Below are 21,862 nucleotides of genomic sequence, written 5' to 3' on the forward strand. Positions count from 1 at the left end.
GGTTTACAACCCGAAGGCCGTCATCCCCCACGCGGCGTCGCTGCGTCAGGCTTCCGCCCATTGCGCAATATTCCCCACTGCTGCCTCCCGTAGGAGTCTGGGCCGTGTCTCAGTCCCAGTGTGGCCGGTCGCCCTCTCAGGCCGGCTACCCGTCGTCGCCTTGGTAGGCCATCACCCCACCAACAAGCTGATAGGCCGCGGGCCCATCCCGAGCCGATAAATCTTTCCACACCACCAGATGCCCGGCAATGTCATATCCGGCATTAGCCCCGGTTTCCCGAGGTTATTCCAGAGCTCGGGGCAGRTTGCCCACGTGTTACTCACCCGTTCGCCGCTGAGAGCCGAAGCTCCCCGCTCGACTTGCATGTGTTAAGCACGCCGCCAGCGTTCGTCCTGAGCCAGGATCAAACTCTCCATCAATGCATTGAGAGCGCCGATGCAAAAACATCGACAGACCCCGACATCGACAGCAGACCCTCACAGGCCCACCACCGTGTSCAAAGGAATCCCTCACAACCCAACCAGACAGCCACCCCACCACGTGGGACACCACCCAGCCAGGCCATGAACGGGGTAAAACAATTGGCACTGACAATCGGCACGCTGTTGAGTTCTCAAGGAGCAGGCGCTACCAGACCTCCACCCTCAGGGCTTCGTTCTGGTGCTTCTTTAAGTTACTCGGCTTGCCCGGCGGTGTCAAATCGCTTCTTTTTGTGCGAAATGTTCACATCCGAACAGATCTTACCTTCTTGCACACTCCGGACGTTCGCGTTCAAAGCGATCAACCGGAACGTTTTTCCTAGATTATGAGCTTTGGCTTGATTGTKTMAAATCACTCCGGCCCGGTAGTTAACCTACCCACGTACCGGTGTTTGCCACTCTCGTACCTTATCGCACCGTCCGCGGCCCGTTTCCTCGGGGGGTCTACGCCCCCTCGGAGGAGATCTGGTCCTGCGCGACGCCCGGCTCCCGGAGGAGCTCGGTGGGCGACGAAGAGGAACTATACACGAGTCCGGGCATGGTGAGCGGACGCGAGGACATAACTTTCTGGCACCGACGGTTGACAGTGCGCAATCCCTGCAGCTGACAACCTCCGGGCCCCCGCGCCGATTCCCTCCCTCGCCGAACCGCTGCCGAGGCCCGCCTCGTCCCTCGTTCACCGGTGCCGTCCGCCCGCCGGCGCAGACACCGGGTCCGATGCGGGGGTACCCCGGTCAGCGATCCCCAAACCACCCGAACCTCCGATCCGCACGCTCCCTACACCTGCCCCTCCCGCGTCTACCCAGCCGCGAGGCTGTGAGGCCGGGCAGACGCGCCAGCGAGGCATGTTTGAGGAGGAGGGGACACCAGGCGAGACCGACACACCAGGCGACGTCTTAGAAAACGTCGTACCGGCCGGTACTAGCCCTCCCAGGCGTAYCGCTCCGGCGCGAGGATGAAGGCGCCGGCCCCCCGAAGCGCGATCCGGCTGGGATCGGAGCTCCGTCTGATCTGCATCCGCCGGGTGAACGCCAACCCCGTGTGACGATCGAAACTGGCCGACAGCGCGTCCCAGAAGATCGGGCCGGACTGCGCAAACCCGCCAGCCACCACGGCGGCCTCCAGGTCGAGCAGGCTCGCGCAGGAGGCCAGTCCGGCTCCCACCGCAGCACCCGCGCGGGCGAGGGCCCGCCGGGCGACGCCGTCGCCGGCCCGTGCCGAGGCTGCAAGCACGCGACCGTTGGCCGGCTGATCCCCCGAAGGCACCCAGCCCTCGCCGATCGCCCAGGCCACCGTCCGCGGACCCGACGCGAGCGCCTCCAGACATCCACGTCCCCCACACGGACAAGGAGGTCCGTCGGCCTCCACCACCATGTGACCGATATGGCCGGCATTGCCGGATGTGCCGTGCAGCAACCGGCCCCCGAGAACCAGGCCGCCTCCGACGCCGGTGGAGACGGTGACGGCGAGCATGTTGCGCACGCCACGGCCCTCACCCATCCAGTGCTCGCCGGCGGCGAGGGCGACGGCGTCGTTGTGGATCAAAACCGGGCCGCCCGGGTATGCGTCCCGCAGCCGCGCCCGCAACGGGAATCCCCGCCAGGCCGGAATGTTCAACGGGGAGACCTCACCGACCGGCCAGTCCATCGGACCGCTRCACCCGCAGCCGAGTCCCGTCATCTCGTCCGGACGCATCCGCGCCGCGGCGAGCGCCTCGTCGAGGCAGTCCTGGACGACGGCGAAGACCTCCTCGGCATCGACCCCTGCCGCCCGGGCCGACGCCGGCCCAGCGCCGTCCGGATCAGGTGAAGCCGGTGAAGCCGGTGAAGCCGGACGCGGGACCGGCATGGAGCGACGGGCCTGAGCGGCGATCGTGCCGTCCCCCGCGACGACACCGGCGGCGATCTTGGTTCCCCCGATGTCGAGGGCGAGTGCGAAGGTCTTCCGGCCGTCCGCACGCGCCGGCTCCGCACCCGCGGGCTCCTTGCCCGACGCGCGGACGTCCCGCGGCCCGCCCGCCTCCCATGGCTGGAACGCCTCCTGCGACTGGGACATCGTCCTGGCGCCTCTCTGCTCGCCGATCGACCGTCGGTACCTGCGGTACCTCGTGAAACCCGGCCGTAACTGAAACCCGGCTGTGACCCGTCCGCCCTCGGCAACCCTTCCGACCACCGGAAACCGGCCTGGAGGCCGACATCCACCACCGGTACCAACCTGGTCTCTCCCGACCTGGAGCGACGGAAGAGGTGGAGCGTACCCGCGATCGGCCCGCACCGACCTCGGCCCCGCGGAACGCGCAACCCGGCGCACGAAACCCGGCAGGCCGCCACGGCCCAGTCCCGACCCGCCGCGAACCCGACCCGCCGCGAACCCGACCCGCCGCGAACCCGACCCGCCGCGAACCCGACCCGCCGCGAACCCGACCCCGTGAAATTGTGGGATTGAATGGTTGGGGCGGCCGGCGACAGGCCGATCCCCGATCGCGGTCGCCTCCACGAAGAAACCATCCTGAGGCGGGCTCACGGCGATCACCTGAGGTCCACGGGCTTCTCGGCCGCCGAGCACATGGACAAGCCGATCCGCGGTCGGCTAATGTCCGACGGGCAAGGACGATCACCGGTTGAACGACGGTGGCGGTTACTTCCGACGGTCCGTCCCAGGGGGAAGCGGCGTGCTCGGCGCGGGAGTTTGGCCGAATGGTGGTCAGTTCGAGGCTGCGGTCTCCACTGGCGCGGAGGTATTCACGGATCCACGGCTGCGGACCGCCCGGTTCGAACGGGACGCTTTCGGTGCCCCGGTGCAGGTCACCGGCGAGTCGGCGGTCGTTTTCTTCGGAGCGGCGACGGGCAGTGCCTTCRCGCTGCGCTGTCCGACCCGGCCGCTGACCGGCGGAGCCGAACGCTATGCGGCGGTAACGAATCATCTACGTCGTCATCGGGTACTGTCAGCCTTCCCGAAAGCCGAGTGGGTCGCGCAGGGAGTGCGGGTCGGCGAGAAATGGTGGCCGGTGGTCGTCATGGACCAGGTCCAGGGCACCACCCTGCGGACCTACGTCCGCCAGCACCTCGCATCTCCGGAAGCACTGCGTGACCTCGCCGCCGGATGGAAGCTTCTACTCGGTGAGATGAGCAAGGCCGAGATCGCCCATGGCGATCTGCAGCACGGCAACGTGTTCGTCACCGAACAAGGTTCAGTACGCCTCGTGGACCTGGACTCGGTTTGGGTCCCGGYGGTCGCGCACCTGCCGCCGGACGAGCATGGACATCGCCACTACCAGCACCCCCGCCGGCAGTCGACGGGCTACTGGGACCGCCGCGTCGACACCTTCCCGGGTCTCGTCATCTACCTCTCGGTGCTGGCGGTCGCCGCCGACCCGGCCCTGTGGGAAGAGTTCCACCGCGACGAGAACCTCATCCTGAGCGCGTCCGACCTCGCCCAGCCCGACCACACGCCGATCTGGTCACGACTCGCCGCAAGCCGGGACGGCGAGGTCCGTCGGCTCGTCCCGCTGCTGAGGCGCTTCTGTCTCGGGCCGCCGGCGGTTGACGTCGATTTGCCGACGCTGCTGCGCGACGCCGACAGCGCCCTGCCGGACGCGCCTGTCAGCGAGGCGGTCGCGCCGTCCCTCGGCGCGGGGAGTTCCTGGTGGGAACCGAGCCAGGCGTCCGTCCCGACGAAGCCGATCGATCCCAGCCAGGGCTGGGCGACCCCGCCGACCCCGCCCTCTCCGTCGGGAGCTCCAGCCACCCCAGGCACCCCGGCCACCCCAGCCGCGGGACGGAATCTCTGGGACGCGACGACCAGGACATCGCCGAACACCGGTCCCTCGGCGGGTCAGGGCGGCACGGCCGCGGGCGCCGGTGACGCCTCGGGTTCCAGCCGGGCCGGCGCGACCTCCGCGGCCGGCGACGGGGCGCGGCGGGCGTCGCCCTCCGGATCCGTGCCGAACCGCGGCTCCGGGTCGCGCACGGCGGCTCTCGTCCTCGCGGCCCTGGCCATCCTCGCACTCATCCTGATCATCCTCACCGTGGGATGACACCAGACGACCGAAGGCTCGAGACACTCGAGACAACCGATGGGAGGCGGCATGGCGCCGTCAGGCGGGCCGGACGACACCGCGTGGCCGAGCCGCCACCGGCGGATCATCGGGGTCTGCATCCTCGTGGCCGCGGTCACGATCGCCGTCGTCGGCCTGATCTCGGGCGGAGGCGGAACGGCTCCGTCGCCGATCAGGATCCTGGTGACGACCTCCGCCGACCAGGCCCTGCGGGCGGCCGGCGGCAACGACGTCAACCAGGTGATACTCGTGGCGTCGTCGGCGCCGCAGCCGGACGAGCCCGAGCTGTTCATCCAGTACAAGGTGCGGGCCGGGGAGACCCGGGAGCAGATCGCCGCGGCACTCGGGATCAACCCGGACGCCGTGGCCGATCATCCGTTCAAGGACGGTGAGCTGCTCCACGTCCCGCTCCCGCCCCGATTCACCCGCGGCACGGGAAAGGACGGCCCGGTCTTCACCGCCTACACCCCACCTGCGGCATCGTCCACGGCCGGCGTTTCGTTGCTCGGGGTGCCGGCCGCCGACGTCCCCCGGCTCGCCGAGGTCGGCGCCCGGCTGCTCGTCGCCGTCGGTCCGGKTGCCCGCCCGGACGTCCACAAGGTGGCCGAGGCACTTCCGGACACGGTCGAGGCGATCGGTGACGACGACAAGGTCCTGGTGCCGGCCTCGGTGCACGACGGCACCCACGGCCCCGGCCGGATCGGCACCGCGCTGCGCTGGCTTCTGATCTTCGCGGTCGGCCTTGCCGTGGTTCCGCTGGCCGGCTTCATCCACGCCGTGACCGGTCGCGGCACCTACCCGGAACCGACGTCGCCCCGGGACTTCCGGCCGGCCGACTTCCGGCCGGCTAGGTACCCGCGGCCGGCACCGCCGGCCGACTTCCCGCCGGCCGCCTCCCAGCGTCCGCTCCCGCCTCGGCGCCCGGCCCCCCCGGGACCGGGCGCCGCCGTCCATCCGATCGGAGTCGAGGTGATCGATCGACGGACGCTGCTGGAGGACCCGCAGTGCTCGTGCGGGAGCGTCCAGGTCGACGCGTCCTACGCCTGCCGCGCATGTCCGAACTCATGGCGGGTGGGCGCCGGCGAGCCCTGGCCGGACATCCTCCCGACGAACCCGGCGGACGATCCCCCGGGCGCTCTCTCCGCCGACGACCACCTCCCCCCGTACTGATCCGACTCCCCCGGTACTGATCCGATTCCTGAGGAAGCGCGACGCCCATGCCCTACACCAAGCAGATCGACCGGCGTGCCCCGGGCTGCTTCATCTTTCTGCTGGACCAGTCCGACTCGATGAACTACCCGATCGCCGGGCGTCCCGGCATCTCCAAGGCGCAGGCCCTCGCCGACATCGTCAACGACACCCTCGCGATGATCATCCGTCGGTGCAGCAAGGAGCGCGGCGAGGGTCCGCGTCCCTACTACGACATCGCCGTGCTCGGCTACAGCGGCCAGGAGGCCCGCTCACTGTTCACCGGAGCGCTCGCCGGCCAGTGGCTGGTCTCGGTACCGGACCTCTTCTCCTGCGTACTGCGCCGGGAGGAGCGGCACGGCTCCTCGATGCCAGTGTGGTTCGAACCGTTCGGGGCGGGCCTCACCCCGATGTGCGCCGCCCTCGACATGGCCGGGAGCCTCGCCTCCGGCTGGGCCCAGAGCCACCAGGACTCCTTCCCCCCGATCATCATCAACATCACCGATGGAGCCGCCACCGACGGCGAGCCCGAGAAGGTGCAGATGTGGGCCGACCGGCTACGGTCACTGCGCACCGCGGACGGCAACCTGCTGCTGTTCAACATCAGTATCTCCGCGGTCGCGCAGACCACCACCACCTTCCCCGCGGCCGAGTCCGAGCTGTCCGACGAGTGGGCTCGCGGGCTGTTCCGGATGTCGAGCGAGCTGCCGCCGCTGATGCGCACCGCGGCGGAGCGCCTGGGCGTGCAGACCCGGCCCGGCGCCCGGGGATTCGTCTCCAACGCGACACCCGACGCGATCGTCCTCGCCCTCACCGTCGGCACCCAGGTGGCTCAGGTCGACGCCTGAGTGGGGCGGTGGGCCGACGGCTGCGGTGGGTCCCGAGGAAGGAGAGGTGCGGGAGTGCGGGTCACGGGCCGTGTGCAGGTSTGGCTGCCGAAAAACAGCGGCTATGCCTCCGAAGACGCGACGATGGTGAGCACGGCGCGCCGGCGGGCGGCCGTCGCGGATGGCGCGTCGGAGGGGGTCGACGTGCGGCGGTGGGCAAACCTGCTGGTCACGCGATACGTCAACGCGCCGCCGCCGATCGGGGCCTCGGCCGAGGGCATCTACGAATGGTTCCGCGAGACGATCAGGATCTGGAACCTGAGCCCGCCGACGGTCGATCCCGACGACTGGCGGTTCCAGGGCGTCGGTGCGACGGAAGCGGCGTTCGCCACGTTTCTTGGGCTGCAGTTCAGGAGCGAGGAGAACGAACACGACGGCCGGCTGGAGTGGGAGGCGATCGCGGTCGGCGACTCCTGCCTGGTCCGGGTGCCCTCGCCGAAGGCCATCCTGGCGGGCGCGCAACCCGAGTTCTTCCCGTACTCCGCATCGGCAGCCTTCACGAGCACCCCCGACCTGGTGCCCAGCGACCTCGGGCGGGCCCGTCGGCTCGCGCCGACCGGGGAGGGCTGGCCGGTGCGGGTGCGGCGGGGCTTCGCCGAGGCGGGGGAGGTCTTCCTGCTCGGCAGCGACGCGATCAGCAAGTGGCTCTACACCCTGCCGTGGACTGATCCGGAGGTTTGGCGGCGACTTCCCGACCTACGCAAGCCGAACCTGGAGGGGCTCGCCCACCAGCTCAAGGACGCGGGCGAGATCGACCACGACGACCTCACGCTGGTGGTGCTCCGGGTGCGCGAGGACCCGCGGAGGTGACGCACGGGCGTGGATCCTAAACGACGGCCGGGCGCCACCCTCGCCGAGACGGATGGACGCCCGGCCGTGGCCGGTCCGCGGGATCGATCAGCCGGCCCTGCGCTTCTCGATCGCCTCGATGAGCTGCGGGACGACGTTGAACAGATCGCCGACCAGCCCGTAGTCCGCGAACTCGAAGATCGGCGCTTCCGGGTCCTTGTTGATCGCGACGATCGTCTTGGACGTCTGCATCCCGGCCCGGTGCTGGATCGCGCCGGAGATGCCGACCGCGATGTAGAGCTGCGGGGACACCGTCTTGCCGGTCTGCCCGACCTGGTTCTGGTGCGGGTACCACCCGGCGTCGGTAGCGGCACGCGACGCGCCGACCGCGGCGCCGAGGGTGTCGGCCAGCTTCTCCACCAGGGTGAAGTGCTMGGCGGCGCCCAGACCGCGACCACCGGAGACGACGACCTGGGCCTCGGTGAGGTCCGGGCGGCCGGACTTCGCCTCGACGACGCGGTCGACGATCTTGGCTCCCTTCGCGGCGTCGGAGATCGCGATGTCCACCGTCTGCTCGGACGGCGTCACCGGGGCGGCCTCGGGCGCCGTCGAGTTCGGCCGGACGACGACCACCGGAACACCCTTGACGACCTTCGACGTGACGATCRTCGAGCCGCCGAAGATACCCTGGGTGGCGACCAGATCGGGGGTCAGCGCGACAGCGTCCCAGATCAGGCCCGAGTCGGTCTTCGCGGCGACGCGGGCCGCGATCTCCCGCGAGTCCGCGGTGGCGGCGACCAGAACGGCGGCCGGCGACGCGTCCGCGACCAGCTTGGCCAGCACCTCGGCCGCCGGCGCGCCCACGTAGCCGACGACGTCCTCCGACTCGACGACGTAGACCCTGGCGGCGCCATACTGCGCGAGGTACTCCTTGGCCTTCGCATAGGTGCCCGGCGCTCCGAGGAACACCGCGGCGGCCTCGCCGAGCGAACGGGCGAGCGTCAGCAGTTCCGCGGTGACCTTCTTGGGTTCACCATCGGCGTGCTCGACGAGCACGAGAACTTCAGCCATCGGACAAAACCCCTCAGATAAGCTTCTGCGCCGCGAGGAACTCCGCGACCTTCGTGCCGCCGTCGCCCTCGTCCTTGACGATCGTGCCACTCGACCGCGGCGGCGCGGGCTCCGAGGCAACGACCGTCGACGTGGCGCCGGCCAGCCCGACCGCACCGGCGTCCAGACCCGCGTCCGCGGCGGACAACGTCGTCAGCGGCTTCTTCTTGGCCGCCATGATGCCCTTGAACGAAGGGTAACGCGGCTGGTTGATCTTCTCGACCACGGCGACCACGGCCGGCAGGCTTGCCTCGACCAGGGCGTAGCCGTTGTCGGCGAGACGCTCGATCGTGACCTTACCCGCGGCCGGATCCACCGTGACCTTGCGGGCCTGGGTGAGCTGGGGAAGGGCCAGCCGCTCCGCCAACAGGGCACCGATGACGCCGCCACGGGCATCGGAAGCCTCGCTGGAGGTGATGACGATGTCGGGTGACAGCGTGGAGATCACCTTCGCCAGCGCGGCGGACGTCGCCAGCGCGTCCGACCCGTGCAGCAAGTCGTCCGTCAGGTGCACGGCCTTGTCCGCGCCCATCGACAGGGCCTTGCGGATCGTCTCGGCCGCCTTGGCCGGTCCCATCGTGACGACGGTGACCTCGCCCCCGTGCGCTTCCTTGATCTTCAGGGCCTCTTCGACCCCGTAYTCGTCCATCTCGTTCATGACGCTGTCGACACTCTTACGGTCGACGGTCTTGTCCGCGGCGTCGAGCTTCTTCTCCGCCCAGGTGTCAGGAACCTGCTTGACGGTAACGACGATGTTCACGCGTTGGGGCCTCCGTAGCCAACATCCGATGTCAGTCCCTTGACATCGTCGCATCTGGGGCGCTCACGCGCTCAATGATCGACGACGTGACGCGGACCGCAGTACGCCCCTGACCTGGACAGCCGGGCCGAAACCGGGCGGCAACTACGCTCCGTTATGGAGCCTAGTCCGTCCGCGCCCATCTCCGGCCCTCCAGCGCTCTCGGGGCGCGCGGAGACACGCCATGCAGATGTATGTGCAGAAAATGGATCCGCCACTTTCCGTAATGATTGAGATATTCCGCACGTTCTTTTACCGACCATCCGGGGATCCGCTAGAGGCATCGGCCCCGACTGGTCGTGCATTCCGGCCGGGTTATGCACACCCTCTTCCTTGCAACGTGACTTCTCGGCTACTTTCTGCCCAAGAGGTGCGCAAGGCACCGACATTATGGATTTAAGCCATCTTTACCTCGACGGGGGACACATGTCGAATACGTCGTCCGGAGATCCCTCTCCCACGACCCAGTTCGAGCGTCTGCTGCGGGAGGCCRGGGTATCCGACACCCGGTTCGCCCGGCAGGTGAACGCCCGCGCCCGCCATCAGCGCCGGATCGAGCTGGGCCTGGCCAGGACCACCGTCGGTCACTGGCGTCGCGGGATGCGGCCGCGTGACCCGATGGTCGCCGAACTTGCGGCGGCCGAGATATCCGCGGCCCTGGGATACCCGGTCCGGCCGGTGGATCTGGGCTGGCGCGGGGAGTCCTATGAACGCGACGACCTCGGGCTGTCGAGCTCGAACGCACCCACCGAGACCCTAAGCACCCTTGCCGGACTATCGGGACGAGACATGCGGCGACGCGACCTGTTGCACGACGGAACGGCCTTTATCGCATCGGCCTTCGCCGATCCGGTCCTCTCCAGCCTCACCGGAGTGGTTGACCGGGTCGCCAGGCCGGAATCAACGGGAGCCTCCGCCGGCGCCGTGATCCGGGATATGACCGAGACCTTCCGCCGGCTGGACGCAAAGTTCGGCGGCGACGAGATCCGGCCTCAGGTCGTCGCCTTTCTGCACGACCGGACCCGGGCCGCCCGGGAGGGGCGGCCGAGCCCCGACCTGTTCAGTGCGCTGGCCGAGCTGACCCAGTTCAGCGGGTGGCTCGCCCAGGACAGCAACCGGCAGGCCCTCGCGCAGCGCTACTACATCCAGGCCCTCAGCCTCGCYGAGCACGCCGACGACGCCATGCTCGCCGGCCGGGTGCTGTCCGCGATGAGCGACCAGGCCGCCCGGCTGGGCCATCCCCGGCAGAGCCTCGCCCTGGCCCGGGCGGCCCTCGGCCGCGCGGTGCGGCACTCCTCGTATGCCGTGCAGGCCATGCTGCACGACAAGCATGCCTGGGCACTGGCACGCAACCGTGACGAGGCCGGTTGCATGGAGGCCCTGGACAAGATGGACCGGGCGATCGCGCGCAGCGACGGGGACGACGGACCGTCCTGGGCCGGCCACTACAACGCCGGCGACGTCGCCGAGTGCCATGGTCACTGCCTGTTACTGCTGGGCCGCGCCCGACCGGCCGAGACGAAACTGCTCGAGGCCCGGAGCCTGCAGGGCGCGGCGCGCGCCCGAACCCGCAGCTACGCCGAGGCCGACCTCGCCTTGGCCTACCTGCGCCGACCGACTCCGGACCTGGAGGCCGCCCTGGAGGCGGGCTACCGAGCCGTCGCCGTCGCCGGGCAGCTGTCGTCCTCTCGGGTCACCGAGAAGCTGCGGGAGCYGGACCGTGAGCTCGACACGCACCCGACGGTGGCGGTCCGCGAATGGCACGAACGGGCGCGCCCGCTGGTCGGCGCCGCGGCCGGCGCCACAGCCGCCACCTGACCAGTCACCGATAGCCGCCGCACGGGCGCCGACGGCTCCCGGCCCCGGCAAGCTACGGCCATCGGCCCCACCGTTACCGACCTCTCACCACCGAACGGGCCGTCCGGGAGCACCCGCCTCCCGGACGGCCCTGTCAGCCGGGCACTCTGGTGAAGTGAGTTCCGCGCAGGAGTCCGGTTCCGCCGTGCCGGATACCGACCCCACCTCCCGGCACAAGGACATCCCGGTCGCCGCCCCGGAGCCCCGGCCGCACCCGACCTTCCCGGTCCGCCCCCTGGTCGTGATCGTCGCGTGGGTCGCGGCGGCCGGACTCGGGGGGATCGCCCTCGGCCGGTTGGCCCATCTCGACGATGCGGTGGGCTGGCCCTACTCCGCGATCAACRCCGGGACCGAACTGCTCTACCTCCCGGCCTACGCCACCGTGGCGGTGGCCTTCGCGCTCCGTCGCAACCTGCTGATGATCATCTCCATGGCCCTGATCGCCATCCATCTGTTCTGGACCCTGCCCGAGGTTTTCCCCGGCGGCGCCGAGGAGGCCCCGCAGGGTGCCGCGCGCCTGCGGGTGATGTCGGCGAACCTGCTCTACTACAACGACCACGCCGACCGGCTGGGCGCGCAGATCCGCGCCGCGAACCCGGACGTGCTCGTCCTCGTGGAGCTCTCCCCGCTCACCCTGGCGCGGGTCACCTCGTCCGGAGCGCTGGCGAGCTACCGGTACCGCGAGGTGCACCCGGAGCCGGGTGCGTTCGGCGCCGCCGTGTTCTCCCGCTTCCCGCTGCACGACGCCGCGGCCCCGATCGTCGGCGGAGCAATGTCATTGCGGGCCACCGTGGAGGTGGATGAGCGTCGACGCTTCGTCGTGTACGCGGTGCACACGATCTCACCGACGACCAGCGCCTACACCGACCGCTGGCGGACCCAGCTCGACACGCTGCGCGCGCAGCTCGAGCACGCCACGCTGCCGGTCGTCATGGCCGGCGACTTCAATGCCACCCGGGACCACCGGCCGTTCCGTCGGCTGGTGAACTCGGGGGTACGCGACGCGCACGACGTCGTCGGCGGCGGATGGCAACCGACCTGGAACTCCAAGAGCCTGATCCTGCCGCCCGTGCTGCGCATCGACCACGTGCTGGCCTCACCCGCGTTCGCGGTGACGGGTTTCGAGGTCGGCGGCGACTTCGGCAGTGACCATCGGCCGGTCATCGCCGACCTGGCCATGCGGTAACCCCCGGATGGCGCCTTCGGCGCAATCCGGGGACCCCTACCACAGACACCGCACGGGGTCTCCGTCGAATCGCCTCCGGCGATCCTCCTGGGACAACCATCGCGCGCCTTCGGCGCAATCCGGGGACCCCTACCACAGACACCGCACGGGGTCTCCGTCAGCGGCCGATGAAGTCGGCCTTGCCGGGCCCGCTCTCGAGGAAGGACTCCATTCCGATCCGCCGGTCCTCGGTGGCGAACAGCCCGGCGAACAGCGCCGCCTCCAGACGTAGCGCCTCGRCCAACGYGATCTCCGCGCCGTCGTCAACCGCCTGCTTCGCCGCCGCGAGCGCCATCGCCGGGCCGTTCGTGTACCGGCCCGCGATCCGCTTCGCCTGCACGTACACCTCACCCGCGGGAACGACGGCGTCGGCCAGACCGATCTCCGCTGCCTCGGCCGCCCGGACCTGCCGGCCGCTGAAGATGAGGTCCTTGGCGCGGGACGGGCCGATCAGGCGCGGCAGCCGCTGGGTGCCCCCCGCGCCGGGGATCACTCCGAGCAGGATCTCGGGCTGGCCGACCCGGGCGTCCTCGGCCAAGACCCGCACGTCCGCGCACAGGGCAAGCTCCAACCCGCCGCCCAGGGCATAGCCCGTCACCGCGGCGACCACGGGCTTCGGGATCCGGGCCACGACCTCGAAGGTGGAGTTCAGATCGCCCACCCAGGTGGATACCTCGGCGTAACCCATCGGCGCCATCTGCCGGATGTCGGCCCCGGCGGCGAACACCTTTTCCCCGCCATAGAGCACCACCGCGCGGACGTCCGACCGCCGGGTCGCCTCGACCGCGGCGGTCCGCAGCTCCGCGGCGACCGTGGAGTCCAGCGCGTTCATCGGCGGCCGGTCTAACCGGATGGTGCCGATCCCGCCGTCAACCTCGAGCCGCACCACACTCATCCGCGTTCCTCCCGCTTCAGGCCCTCGATGACCGGCGAGGCGTCCGGCGCCCCGGCGTTCCCCACCCCGTCCGACCCGCCGAGATCGTCGACGGTGCCGGCTTTGAGGATGGTTTCGATGTCGCTGTAGATGTCGGTCGCCACGATAGGCCGACACCCGCTGATCTTCATCAATCATCTCCAGATCGGGTTCGGGGATCGCTCGGTTCCACCCGGCGCACTAGCCCATAGCAGGAAATAGCGGACATTGCCAAYGGTCGGCCGCCGGCCGGTCCCCTCTCACGCCCGGAACCTGCCGACCGCCGGAACCTGCCGCGCAACTCCTGAGAGTTGACGGGCCTTCGTGGTAGACCGGGGGGGCAGCGTGTGACCGTGCTGTTCGTCCCGAGCCGACCCAGGAGGAGCCGTGACCGACACAGGTGTCAGCGTCTCGACCGGTCTCGAGAACGTCGCCGATCTCGAGGCGACCCTGGAGAGTCTGCTGTCGGTGGAGCGTTTCGACCCATCGGCGGCCTTCACCCGGYGCCTGCCGATGGACGCCGACCGGGCCGCCGCCGAGGCGGACCCGAACGCGTTCTGGGCTCGCAAGGCCGAGGAGCTGCTGACCTGGCACACGCCGTTCACGCAGGTACTCGACGACTCGAACCCGCCCTTCTACACCTGGTTCGCGGACGGGATGCTGAACCTGTCGGAGAACTGCCTGGACCGGCACGTGGCGGCCGGGCGCGGCGAGCGGGTGGCCTTCCACTGGCACGGGGAGGAGGGGGAGCGGCGCACCGTCACCTATGCGGACCTGCTCGCCGACACCCAGCGGCTGGCGAACGGGCTGCGTTCGCTCGGCGTGCGCGCCGGCGACGTGGTCGGGATCTTCCTGCCGATGATTCCCGAGGTGGCCGTCGCGATGCTGGCCTGCGCCCGGATCGGCGCGGTCCACAACGTGGTCTTCGGCGGTTTCGCGCCGTCCGCGGTCCGGGAGCGGATGGAGGTCTCCGACGCCAAGGTGCTGATCACCGTGGACGGCGCGCGGCGCAAGGGACGGACGGCGCCGGTGAAGGCCGCCGTCGACGCGGAGCTCGGTGACCTCCCGGCGCTGGGGCACATTGTGGTCGTGTCCGGGCCGGGCGGTACCGGGGCGCCGATGACCGCGGGCCGGGACGTCTGGTACCACGAGCTGCTGGCCACGGCGGCGCCCGACTGCCCGCCGGAACCGCTGTCCGCGGAGCATCCCCTGTTCATCCTCTACAGCTCCGGGTCGACCGCGAAGCCGAAGRGGATCCTGCACACGACCGCGGGTTACCTGCTCGGCGCCACCTACACTCACCGGGCGGTCTTCGACATCGACCCGGACACCGACGTCTACTGGTGTTCCGCGGACGTCGGCTGGATCACTGGGCACTCCTACATCGTCTACGGCCCGCTATCGAACGGCGTGACCAGCGTGATGTACGAGGGGGCGCCGGACTACCCCGACTACGACATCTGGTGGCGGCTCATCGAGGAGTACAAGGTCACCGTGTTCTACAYGGCGCCGACGGCGATCCGTACGTGCATCAAGTGGGGCGCGCGGTATCCCGGTCGGCACGACCTGTCCTCGCTGYGGGTACTCGGCACGGTCGGGGAACCGATCAACCCGAAGGCGTGGTTGTGGTACCACGTGGTCATCGGCGGTGGTCGCTGCCCGATCGTCGACRCGTGGTGGCAGACCGAGACCGGCTCCGCGCTCATCTCGCCGCTGGCCGGCGTCACGTCGACCAAACCGGGTTCGGCGACCCTGCCGCTGCCCGGTATCAGCCCGGCGCTGCTCTCGGAGGACGGCGAGCCGGTCACTGAGGGCACCGGAATCCTGGTGATCACCAAGCCGTGGCCGTCCATGCTGCGCACCCTTTACAAGGACGACGAGCGATTCGTCAAGACGTACTTCTCCCGCTTCGGCCCGTCAACCTACGTCGTCGGCGACGCCRCACGCCTCGACGCCGACGGCTACTTCTGGATCATCGGGCGGATCGACGACGTCATCAACGTGTCCGGGCACCGGCTGTCCACCGCGGAGGTGGAGTCGGCGATCGTCGCCCATGAGGCCGTCGCCGAGGCGGCGGTGGTCGCACAGTACGACGAGCAGACCGGCCAGGCGATCGTCGCGTTCGTGACGCTCGCCGGTGACCGCTCGGGCGACGAGGCCACCGAGGCCGAGCTGCGCGAGCACGTGGCCAGGCGGATCGGCAAGCTCGCCCGGCCGCGGCGGATCATCTGGGCCGACGACCTGCCGAAGACCCGGTCCGGCAAGATCATGCGCCGGTTGCTGCGTGACATTGCCGAAGGCCGGGAACTCGGCGACGTCACGACCTTGCGCGACCCCGCGGTGATGGCCGCGCTCACGGCCAAGGTGGGCACCGCCCGAGACAACGAGTAAGGGCGGTTCCGGTCCCCGATTCCGGACAATTCTGGCTGTCATCGGGTCGACATGACAGTTGTTTCCCGGCCGGGACCAGCTGGCCGCACCCGGGTGTGTCGACGTCGCCGGCACTGTCTAGGCTCACGTCTTCGTGAGAGCCCTCCGACGGTTCACCGTCCGTGCGCAGCTCCCCGGGCAGCTTGCTCCACTGGGGGAACTAGTCCTGAATCTTCGCTGGTCCTGGCATCCCGAGACGCTGGACCTGTTCGAGTCTGTTGATCCGGAGCTCTGGCGGGCGACGAAGGGAGACCCGGTCCGCCTGCTCGGCGAGGTGGATCATAACCGGCTGCTCGCGCTGGCCGCCRACCGCCGGTTCGTGCGCCGACTCACCGACGTCGCGGACGACCTCCAGGAGTACCTGACGGCCGATCTGTGGTATCAGCAGCGGAAGGCCGAGGGCGCCCCGTCGGCGATCGCCTACTTCTCCCCGGAGTTCGGTATCACCGAGGTGCTGCCGCAGTACTCCGGCGGCCTCGGCATCCTCGCCGGGGACCATCTCAAGACCGCGAGCGACCTCGGCGTGCCGATCATCGGCGTCGGCCTGCTCTACCGGGCCGGGTACTTCGTGCAGTCGCTGTCCCGGGACGGCTGGCAGCAGGAACGGTACCCGGGCATYGATCCGCACGGGCTCCCCCTGACCCAGCTGACCGATACGGCGGGGATGCCGGTGAAGGTGGCCGTCGGGCTGCCCGAGGGTCGCACGCTGCACGCGCAGATCTGGAAGGCGCAGGTCGGACGGGTCCCGCTGCTGCTGCTCGACTCGGACGTCGAGGACAACCAGCYGGCCGAGCGGGGGGTGACCGACCGGCTCTACGGCGGCGGAACCGACCACCGGCTGCTCCAGGAGATGCTGCTGGGCATCGGGGGTGTCCGCGCGCTGCGCGCCTACGCCGCGGTGACCGGGACTCCGGAGCCCGAGGTGTACCACACCAACGAGGGGCACGCGGGCTTCCTCGGCCTGGAGCGGATCCGGGAACTCGTCGAGAACGGGCTCAGCTTCGACGAGGCGCTCCAGGCCGCCCGCGCCGGCACACTGTTCACCACCCACACCCCTGTCCCCGCCGGCATCGACCGGTTCCCTCGCAGCCTGGTCGCCCRCCATTTCGGCGGGGACAACGGCTGGCCCGGCGTGCCGGTCGAGCGGATCCTGCAGCTCGGGGTGGAGGCCGACCCCAACGTCTTCAACATGGCCCACATGGGCCTACGGCTCGCACAGCGTTCGAACGGCGTCAGCAAGCTGCACGGCATCGTCAGCCGGGAGATGTTCGCGGGGCTGTGGCCCGGCTTCGACACCGCCGAGGTCCCGATCGRYTCGGTGACCAACGGGGTGCACGCCCCGACCTGGGTGTCCCGGCCCATTATCGAGCTTGCTGACCGCGAGCCCGACCCGGGCCTGCTTTCCGACGACGCGGCCGGATTCGAGAAGATCTCCACGTTGCCCGACGAGGTCGTGTGGGCCGCCCGGCGGCAACTGCGGGAGCGCCTCGTCACCGAGGTCCGCCGCCGGCTGCGGGCCTCCTGGCTCGAGCGCGGCGCGGCACCCGGTGAGCTGGAGTGGGTGGAGTCGGTTTTCGACCCGGACATCCTCACGATCGGTTTCGCCCGGCGTGTGCCGTCCTACAAGCGGCTGACCCTCATGCTGCGGGACCGTGACCGGCTGCGCCGGCTGCTGCTGCACCCGCAGCGGCCGATCCAGATGGTCATCGCCGGCAAGGCGCACCCCGCCGACGACGGCGGCAAGCAACTCGTCCAGCAGATTGTCCAGTTCTCCGACGACCCGGCCGTGCGGTCGCGCATCGTCTTTCTCCCCGACTACGACATCGGGATGGCGCGCTTCCTGTACTCCGGATCGGACGTTTGGCTGAACAACCCGCTGCGTCCGCTGGAGGCGTGCGGCACGTCGGGGATGAAGGCCGCGCTGAACGGCTGCCTGAACCTGTCCATCCGGGACGGCTGGTGGGACGAGATGTTCGACGGCCAGAACGGCTGGGCGATCCCGACCGCGGACGGGGTCGAGGACCCCGACCGGCGCGACGACATCGAGTCCGCCGCCCTGTACGACCTGTTGGAGAACACTGTCGCCCCCCGCTTCTACGACTCGGAGCCCGGCGACGGCATCCCGCGGCGCTGGGCCGCGATGGTCAAGCACACCCTGTCGGCCCTCGGTCCTCAGGTCCTGGCYAGCCGCATGGTCCAGGAGTACGTCGAGCGCTACTACGTGCCGGCCGGTGTCTCGGCCCGGGCCGCCGCCGCCAACGGCTTCGCCGGAGCCCGGGACCTGGCCGCCTGGAAGAGCCGGGTGCATGCCGCGTGGCCCGGGGTCCGCGTGCTCAACGTCGACTCCGCTGGTCTCGGTGACACCCCTCAGGTGGGCCAGTCGCTGGTGGTGCGGGCCACGGTCGACCTCGGTGAGCTGGCACTCGGGGACATCGACGTCCTCGCCTCCTACGGCCGGATCGACCAGACCGACCGGATCCTGGATCCTTCGACGCTGTTCCTGCAGCCGGTTGGCGAAGGGGAGGGCGGTTACCGCTACGAGGGCACCATCCCGCTCGGGCGCACCGGACCCTTCGGTTACACGGTGCGGGTGCTGCCCCGGCACGCACTCACCGCGAGCATCGCCGAACTGGGCCTGGTCACCAATCCTTAGGGGTCCCCACACCGCGGGGAAGCCGCCGTGCCGGGGGGATGGGCTCGTAGGACGAGCACGCTGTGGCCCAGCACGGTCAGGGACTCGCCGCCGACGTAGCTGGTTCCCGGTACCGCGACGGTCGCCGGGAATCCGGCAAGATCGTCGTCGGCGGTATTGAGCAGCAGGTCGTGGCGGGCCGCCCAGGGAGCACCGGGCAGGGTGACGACGGTGTCGCCGCGATCCGGGTGGAACACGTACACCAGGCCAGCGCCGTGGGCCGGTAGATCGTGCGTTCCCCGCCCGCCGGCAGGATCCTCATCGACGGGGCTGCCGGCGACGGGGCTGCCGGCGACATGGGCCACGAGCGTCTCGACCTGCGGGGCGTTCCAGTCCGCCACCGACATCACCGCCCCGTCCGCACGGAACCAGGTGATGTCCGCGAGTCGCCYGGGTGCCGACTGGCCGCCGTGGAAGAACCGCCCGCGGCGCAGCACGGGTTCGGCGGAACGCAGTGCCGCCAACCCGCCCACCAGCCGACACAGCGCCGGGTCGGGGCCGGCCGGGTCGGGGTAGGCGTGGTCCGGCTCCGCGACGTCCTCCGGTCCGGTGACGCCTTCCGGTCCGGTGACGTCCTCCGGTCCGGTGACGCCTTCCGGTCCGGTGACGCCTTCCGGTCCGGTGACGTCCTCCGGTCCCACGAGGTCGGTCGGCCAGTCGAGCCAGGACACCGCGTTGTCCTGGCAGTAGGCGTTGTTGTTGCCGCCCTGCGAGCGACCGAACTCGTCGCCGGCGAGCAGCATCGGGACGCCCGTGGACAGCAGCAGCGTCGTGATCAGTCCCCGGCGCACCCGGCGGCGGATGGCCAGGATCGCCGGGTCGTCGGTCGCACCCTCCATCCCGTGGTTCGCCGAGCGGTTGTCCGCCTCGCCGTCCCGGTTGCCCTCGCCGTTGTCCTCGTTGTGCTTCTCGTTGTAGGAGACCAGATCGGCCAGGGGAAAGCCGTCGTGGGCGGTGACGAAGTTGATCGATGCCCAGGGGCGTCGGCCGCCGTGCTCGAACAGGTCCGACGAGCCGGACACCCGATAGCCCAGATCGGCGACGCCGCTGGTGTACCTGTTCCACACGTCGCGCACGGTGTCACGGAACCGCCCGTTCCACTCCGCCCAGGGTGCCGGGAACCCCCCCACCTGGTATCCGCCCCAGCCGACGTCCCACGGCTCGGCGATCAGCTTCACCGTGGCGAGGATCGGGTCGGCGTGGATGGCGGTCAGCAGGCTTGCCGCGGGGTCGAAGGCGTCGGGATTGCGGGCGAGCGCGGTGGCGAGATCGAACCGGAACCCGTCGACGCCCATCTCCGTCACCCAGTACCGCAGCGAGTCGCAGATCAGCCGCACGACGTGYGGTGAGGACGTGTTGAGGGTGTTGCCGCAGCCGGTCACGTCACGGTAGCGCCGGGGATCCATCGGCTCTACCCGGTAATAGGTCGTGTTGTCCAGGCCACGCAGGGACAGCGTCGGGCCCCGCTCGCTGCCCTCGGCGCTGTGGTTGTAGACGACGTCGAGTATCACCTCAATGCCGACGGCGTGCAGGGCTGCGACCATCGCCTGGAATTCGCCGATCGGATCGTCAGTGGCCGCGTACCCGGCATGAGGGGCGAAGAAGGCCAGGGTGTTGTAAGCCCAGTAGTTGATTTTTCCGCGCTCGAGCAGGGCCGGTTCGGAGACCGAGGTGTGCACCGGCAGCAGTTCGATCGCGGTGACGCCGAGCCGGCGCAGGTGCGCCAGGACGCTCGGGTGGCCGAGCCCGGCGTATGTCCCGCGTAACCGTGGCGGCAGGTCCGGGTGACGTTTCGTGAGCCCGCGTACGTGCGCCTCGTAGATGATCGTGTCCGACCAGGGGATGGTGGGCCGGTTGTCCGCCGGGTGTACGCCGTGACCCGTCAAACCGCCACTCCCGGATCCGGGGTCCCCGATCCCGGGGTCCCCGAATCCGGACTCCCTGGTCCCGGCGGAGCCCCGCTGCGCCCGCCCGGGCCCGGTCACGACGCAGCGGGGCACGAAAGGTGCGGAGTCCCGCGGGTCCGGTTCGAAGCCGTAGGGGTCGCCGCCACCGAACCCGTAGATCGCCGGGTCCGTGCGCAGCGTCCCGGCTACCGATCGGGTGTAGGGGTCGACCAGCAGCTTCGCCGGGTTGTACCGCTGGCCCCGCTCCGGGTCATAGGGAMCGTGTGCCCGCAGGCCGTAACGCTGACCGGGGCGGACGCCAGCCAGATAGCCGTGCCACACCCCGCCGTCACGCTCCGGAAGTCGATGGCGTGTCTCGCGGCCGTCGGCATCGAACAGGCAGAAGTCGACCGCCTCGGCCCCGGGGGCGACGACGGCGATGTTCACCCCGGACCCGTCCCAGGTCACGCCCAGTGGCACCGCGCACCCCGGCGCGAGCCCGGAGGCGGTCGGCGCCGGTACGCCCGGGGATGCCGCTATGTCCGGTGAGACGGTGGTCTTCACGGTGTCGGACACCTTGGCGACGCTAACCGATCCCCTTCTCCGGAGCACGGGAAACACGGTGGCCGTGGAACAGGCCGGGGATGACGTCAAAAGAAGGGGGACGGCTGCGCGGACGGGGACGGCTGCTAGGGCGCAGGGGTGGCGTGGACCCCCCCTACGTCCGGCCTCGACTGGCCGCGTACAAGGCTGTGGCCCACGTCGCACTCAACCAGGCAGATGAAGCCCGGTCAGCCCTGACGTGAAGCCCGGTCAGCCCTGACGGTGATGCAAACGAGCCGGACAACCCTGCCGCCCTATCCCGCCGCCGCGGCCTGGGAGGAGAGCGAGGAACTGATCTGGGCGGCTATGGCCCTGGCTGAACTTGGCGATTCCTCCGAAGTTCAGCCTCGCGTCACCGAAGCCCTGTCGGGCCTACCGACTCTCTCTCACCAGGCTCGCGCGAATGCCCTGTTCGCGGGGGCGCACGCCCAAGTAGACGATCCGGCGGCAGCGGCAGCGGGAGGACTCGCCGCGCTCGACGCGAACGCGGCGTGGCCATCCGCATCGGTCGTCGGCAGGGTGCGTCGGCTATCTGTGGCACTTCCGTCCGGGCCGGGCGCGCCTGCCGAGGTAGTCAAGTTGCGCCGAGCTCTCAGCACCGCACCCCCGCACGTTGCGGATAACGCCGCCGTCTGACCTTCCCGAGCCTGGTGTGCTACGCCGGACGCACGGTTACAGTTCCGGCGGTCCTGGTACCGACGTGGGTGTTCCGCCGCTACCGTTGATGCGGGTAGGGATCGATGGGAGACGGAGAGCAACAGGAGGCGGCGTGGTGCAAAGACCTAAGCACCGGGATAAACGGGGTAACACGTCCGGCGGATCAAGCACCGGGCGTTCCGGGACGAAGCGCGGCGGGACAAAAAACACCGCCGACCCGGACGACATGGTCAACCAAGGCCCACTCACCTGCCCGACGTGCGGCGGCTCCGGGCGGGCCGGCCGCCCG

Annotated in this window: 14 protein-coding genes and 1 rRNA gene; 8 read left to right on the forward strand and 7 right to left on the reverse strand. The window is 70.0% G+C overall.

Annotated elements, in window-relative coordinates; genetic code table 11:
- Together CcI156_RS14270 and CcI156_RS14275 are read right to left on the reverse strand one after the other, a co-directional pair.
- Positions 1-420, reverse strand: a 16S ribosomal RNA gene (locus CcI156_RS14270); the annotation flags it as partial.
- A 981-nt stretch (positions 421-1,401) separates the two neighbouring features.
- Complete coding sequence (locus CcI156_RS14275) at positions 1,402-2,535, reverse strand: ROK family protein (protein ID WP_023841114.1); 1,134 nt, start codon at positions 2,533-2,535, stop codon at positions 1,402-1,404.
- Positions 2,536-3,100: 565 nt separating this feature from the next.
- Here CcI156_RS14275 and CcI156_RS14280 point away from each other — a divergent pair.
- The 4 genes from CcI156_RS14280 to CcI156_RS14295 all read left to right on the forward strand — a co-directional run bounded on the left by CcI156_RS14280 (position 3,101) and on the right by CcI156_RS14295 (position 7,422).
- The gene (locus tag CcI156_RS14280) at positions 3,101-4,516 is read left to right on the forward strand and encodes a hypothetical protein (protein WP_076806196.1); all 1,416 of its coding nucleotides are present in this window, start codon (positions 3,101-3,103) and stop codon (positions 4,514-4,516) included.
- 51 nt (positions 4,517-4,567) lie between these two features.
- Positions 4,568-5,707, forward strand: coding sequence for a hypothetical protein (locus tag CcI156_RS14285; RefSeq protein ID WP_139341509.1), 1,140 nt, complete (start codon positions 4,568-4,570; stop codon positions 5,705-5,707).
- 47 nt (positions 5,708-5,754) lie between these two features.
- Positions 5,755-6,573: a vWA domain-containing protein gene (locus CcI156_RS14290; protein ID WP_011438032.1), complete on the forward strand. Its 819-nt coding sequence runs from the start codon at positions 5,755-5,757 to the stop codon at positions 6,571-6,573.
- Positions 6,574-6,696: 123 nt separating this feature from the next.
- Positions 6,697-7,422, forward strand: a complete 726-nt coding sequence (locus CcI156_RS14295) for a hypothetical protein (protein WP_133056956.1) — start codon at positions 6,697-6,699, stop codon at positions 7,420-7,422.
- Positions 7,423-7,509: 87 nt separating this feature from the next.
- Here the strand turns inward: CcI156_RS14295 and CcI156_RS14300 are convergent, their stop codons facing one another.
- Together CcI156_RS14300 and CcI156_RS14305 are read right to left on the reverse strand one after the other, a co-directional pair.
- Positions 7,510-8,472: an electron transfer flavoprotein subunit alpha/FixB family protein gene (locus tag CcI156_RS14300; RefSeq protein ID WP_076806200.1), complete on the reverse strand. Its 963-nt coding sequence runs from the start codon at positions 8,470-8,472 to the stop codon at positions 7,510-7,512.
- A 13-nt stretch (positions 8,473-8,485) separates the two neighbouring features.
- Complete coding sequence (locus tag CcI156_RS14305) at positions 8,486-9,271, reverse strand: electron transfer flavoprotein subunit beta/FixA family protein (protein ID WP_011438035.1); 786 nt, start codon at positions 9,269-9,271, stop codon at positions 8,486-8,488.
- A gap of 465 nt (positions 9,272-9,736) precedes the next feature.
- Between CcI156_RS14305 and CcI156_RS14310 the strand changes: the two genes are divergently transcribed.
- Both CcI156_RS14310 and CcI156_RS14315 read left to right on the forward strand, forming a co-directional pair.
- Entirely contained in the window at positions 9,737-11,128 is a 1,392-nt protein-coding gene (locus CcI156_RS14310) for a transcriptional regulator (RefSeq protein ID WP_076806202.1), read from the forward strand.
- 154 nt (positions 11,129-11,282) lie between these two features.
- The gene (locus tag CcI156_RS14315; RefSeq protein WP_076806204.1) at positions 11,283-12,353 is read left to right on the forward strand and encodes an endonuclease/exonuclease/phosphatase family protein; all 1,071 of its coding nucleotides are present in this window, start codon (positions 11,283-11,285) and stop codon (positions 12,351-12,353) included.
- Positions 12,354-12,510: 157 nt separating this feature from the next.
- Here the strand turns inward: CcI156_RS14315 and CcI156_RS14320 are convergent, their stop codons facing one another.
- Both CcI156_RS14320 and CcI156_RS25710 read right to left on the reverse strand, forming a co-directional pair.
- Positions 12,511-13,287: an enoyl-CoA hydratase/isomerase family protein gene (locus tag CcI156_RS14320; protein WP_076806206.1), complete on the reverse strand. Its 777-nt coding sequence runs from the start codon at positions 13,285-13,287 to the stop codon at positions 12,511-12,513.
- Positions 13,284-13,430, reverse strand: a complete 147-nt coding sequence (locus CcI156_RS25710; RefSeq protein WP_157858550.1) for a hypothetical protein — start codon at positions 13,428-13,430, stop codon at positions 13,284-13,286. The genes CcI156_RS14320 and CcI156_RS25710 overlap by 4 nt, the downstream gene beginning before the upstream one ends.
- Before the next feature lie 262 nt (positions 13,431-13,692).
- Between CcI156_RS25710 and acs the strand changes: the two genes are divergently transcribed.
- Both acs and glgP read left to right on the forward strand, forming a co-directional pair.
- A complete protein-coding gene (gene acs / locus CcI156_RS14325; RefSeq protein ID WP_076806208.1) occupies positions 13,693-15,696 on the forward strand; it encodes an acetate--CoA ligase in 2,004 nt (667 codons plus the stop codon).
- A 133-nt stretch (positions 15,697-15,829) separates the two neighbouring features.
- Positions 15,830-18,388 (forward strand): alpha-glucan family phosphorylase, encoded by a 2,559-nt coding sequence (glgP, locus tag CcI156_RS14330; RefSeq protein ID WP_076806210.1) that lies wholly within the window; start codon positions 15,830-15,832, stop codon positions 18,386-18,388.
- Here glgP and glgX read toward each other — a convergent pair.
- Positions 18,385-20,889, reverse strand: a complete 2,505-nt coding sequence (gene glgX, locus CcI156_RS14335; protein ID WP_371681809.1) for a glycogen debranching protein GlgX — start codon at positions 20,887-20,889, stop codon at positions 18,385-18,387. The genes glgP and glgX overlap by 4 nt on opposite strands.
- Between the last annotated feature and the right edge of the window lie 973 nt (positions 20,890-21,862).

Origin of the sequence: Frankia sp. CcI156 (assembly GCF_001983015.1) — a bacterium.
Classification (GTDB): Bacteria; Actinomycetota; Actinomycetes; order Frankiales; family Frankiaceae; genus Frankia; species Frankia casuarinae.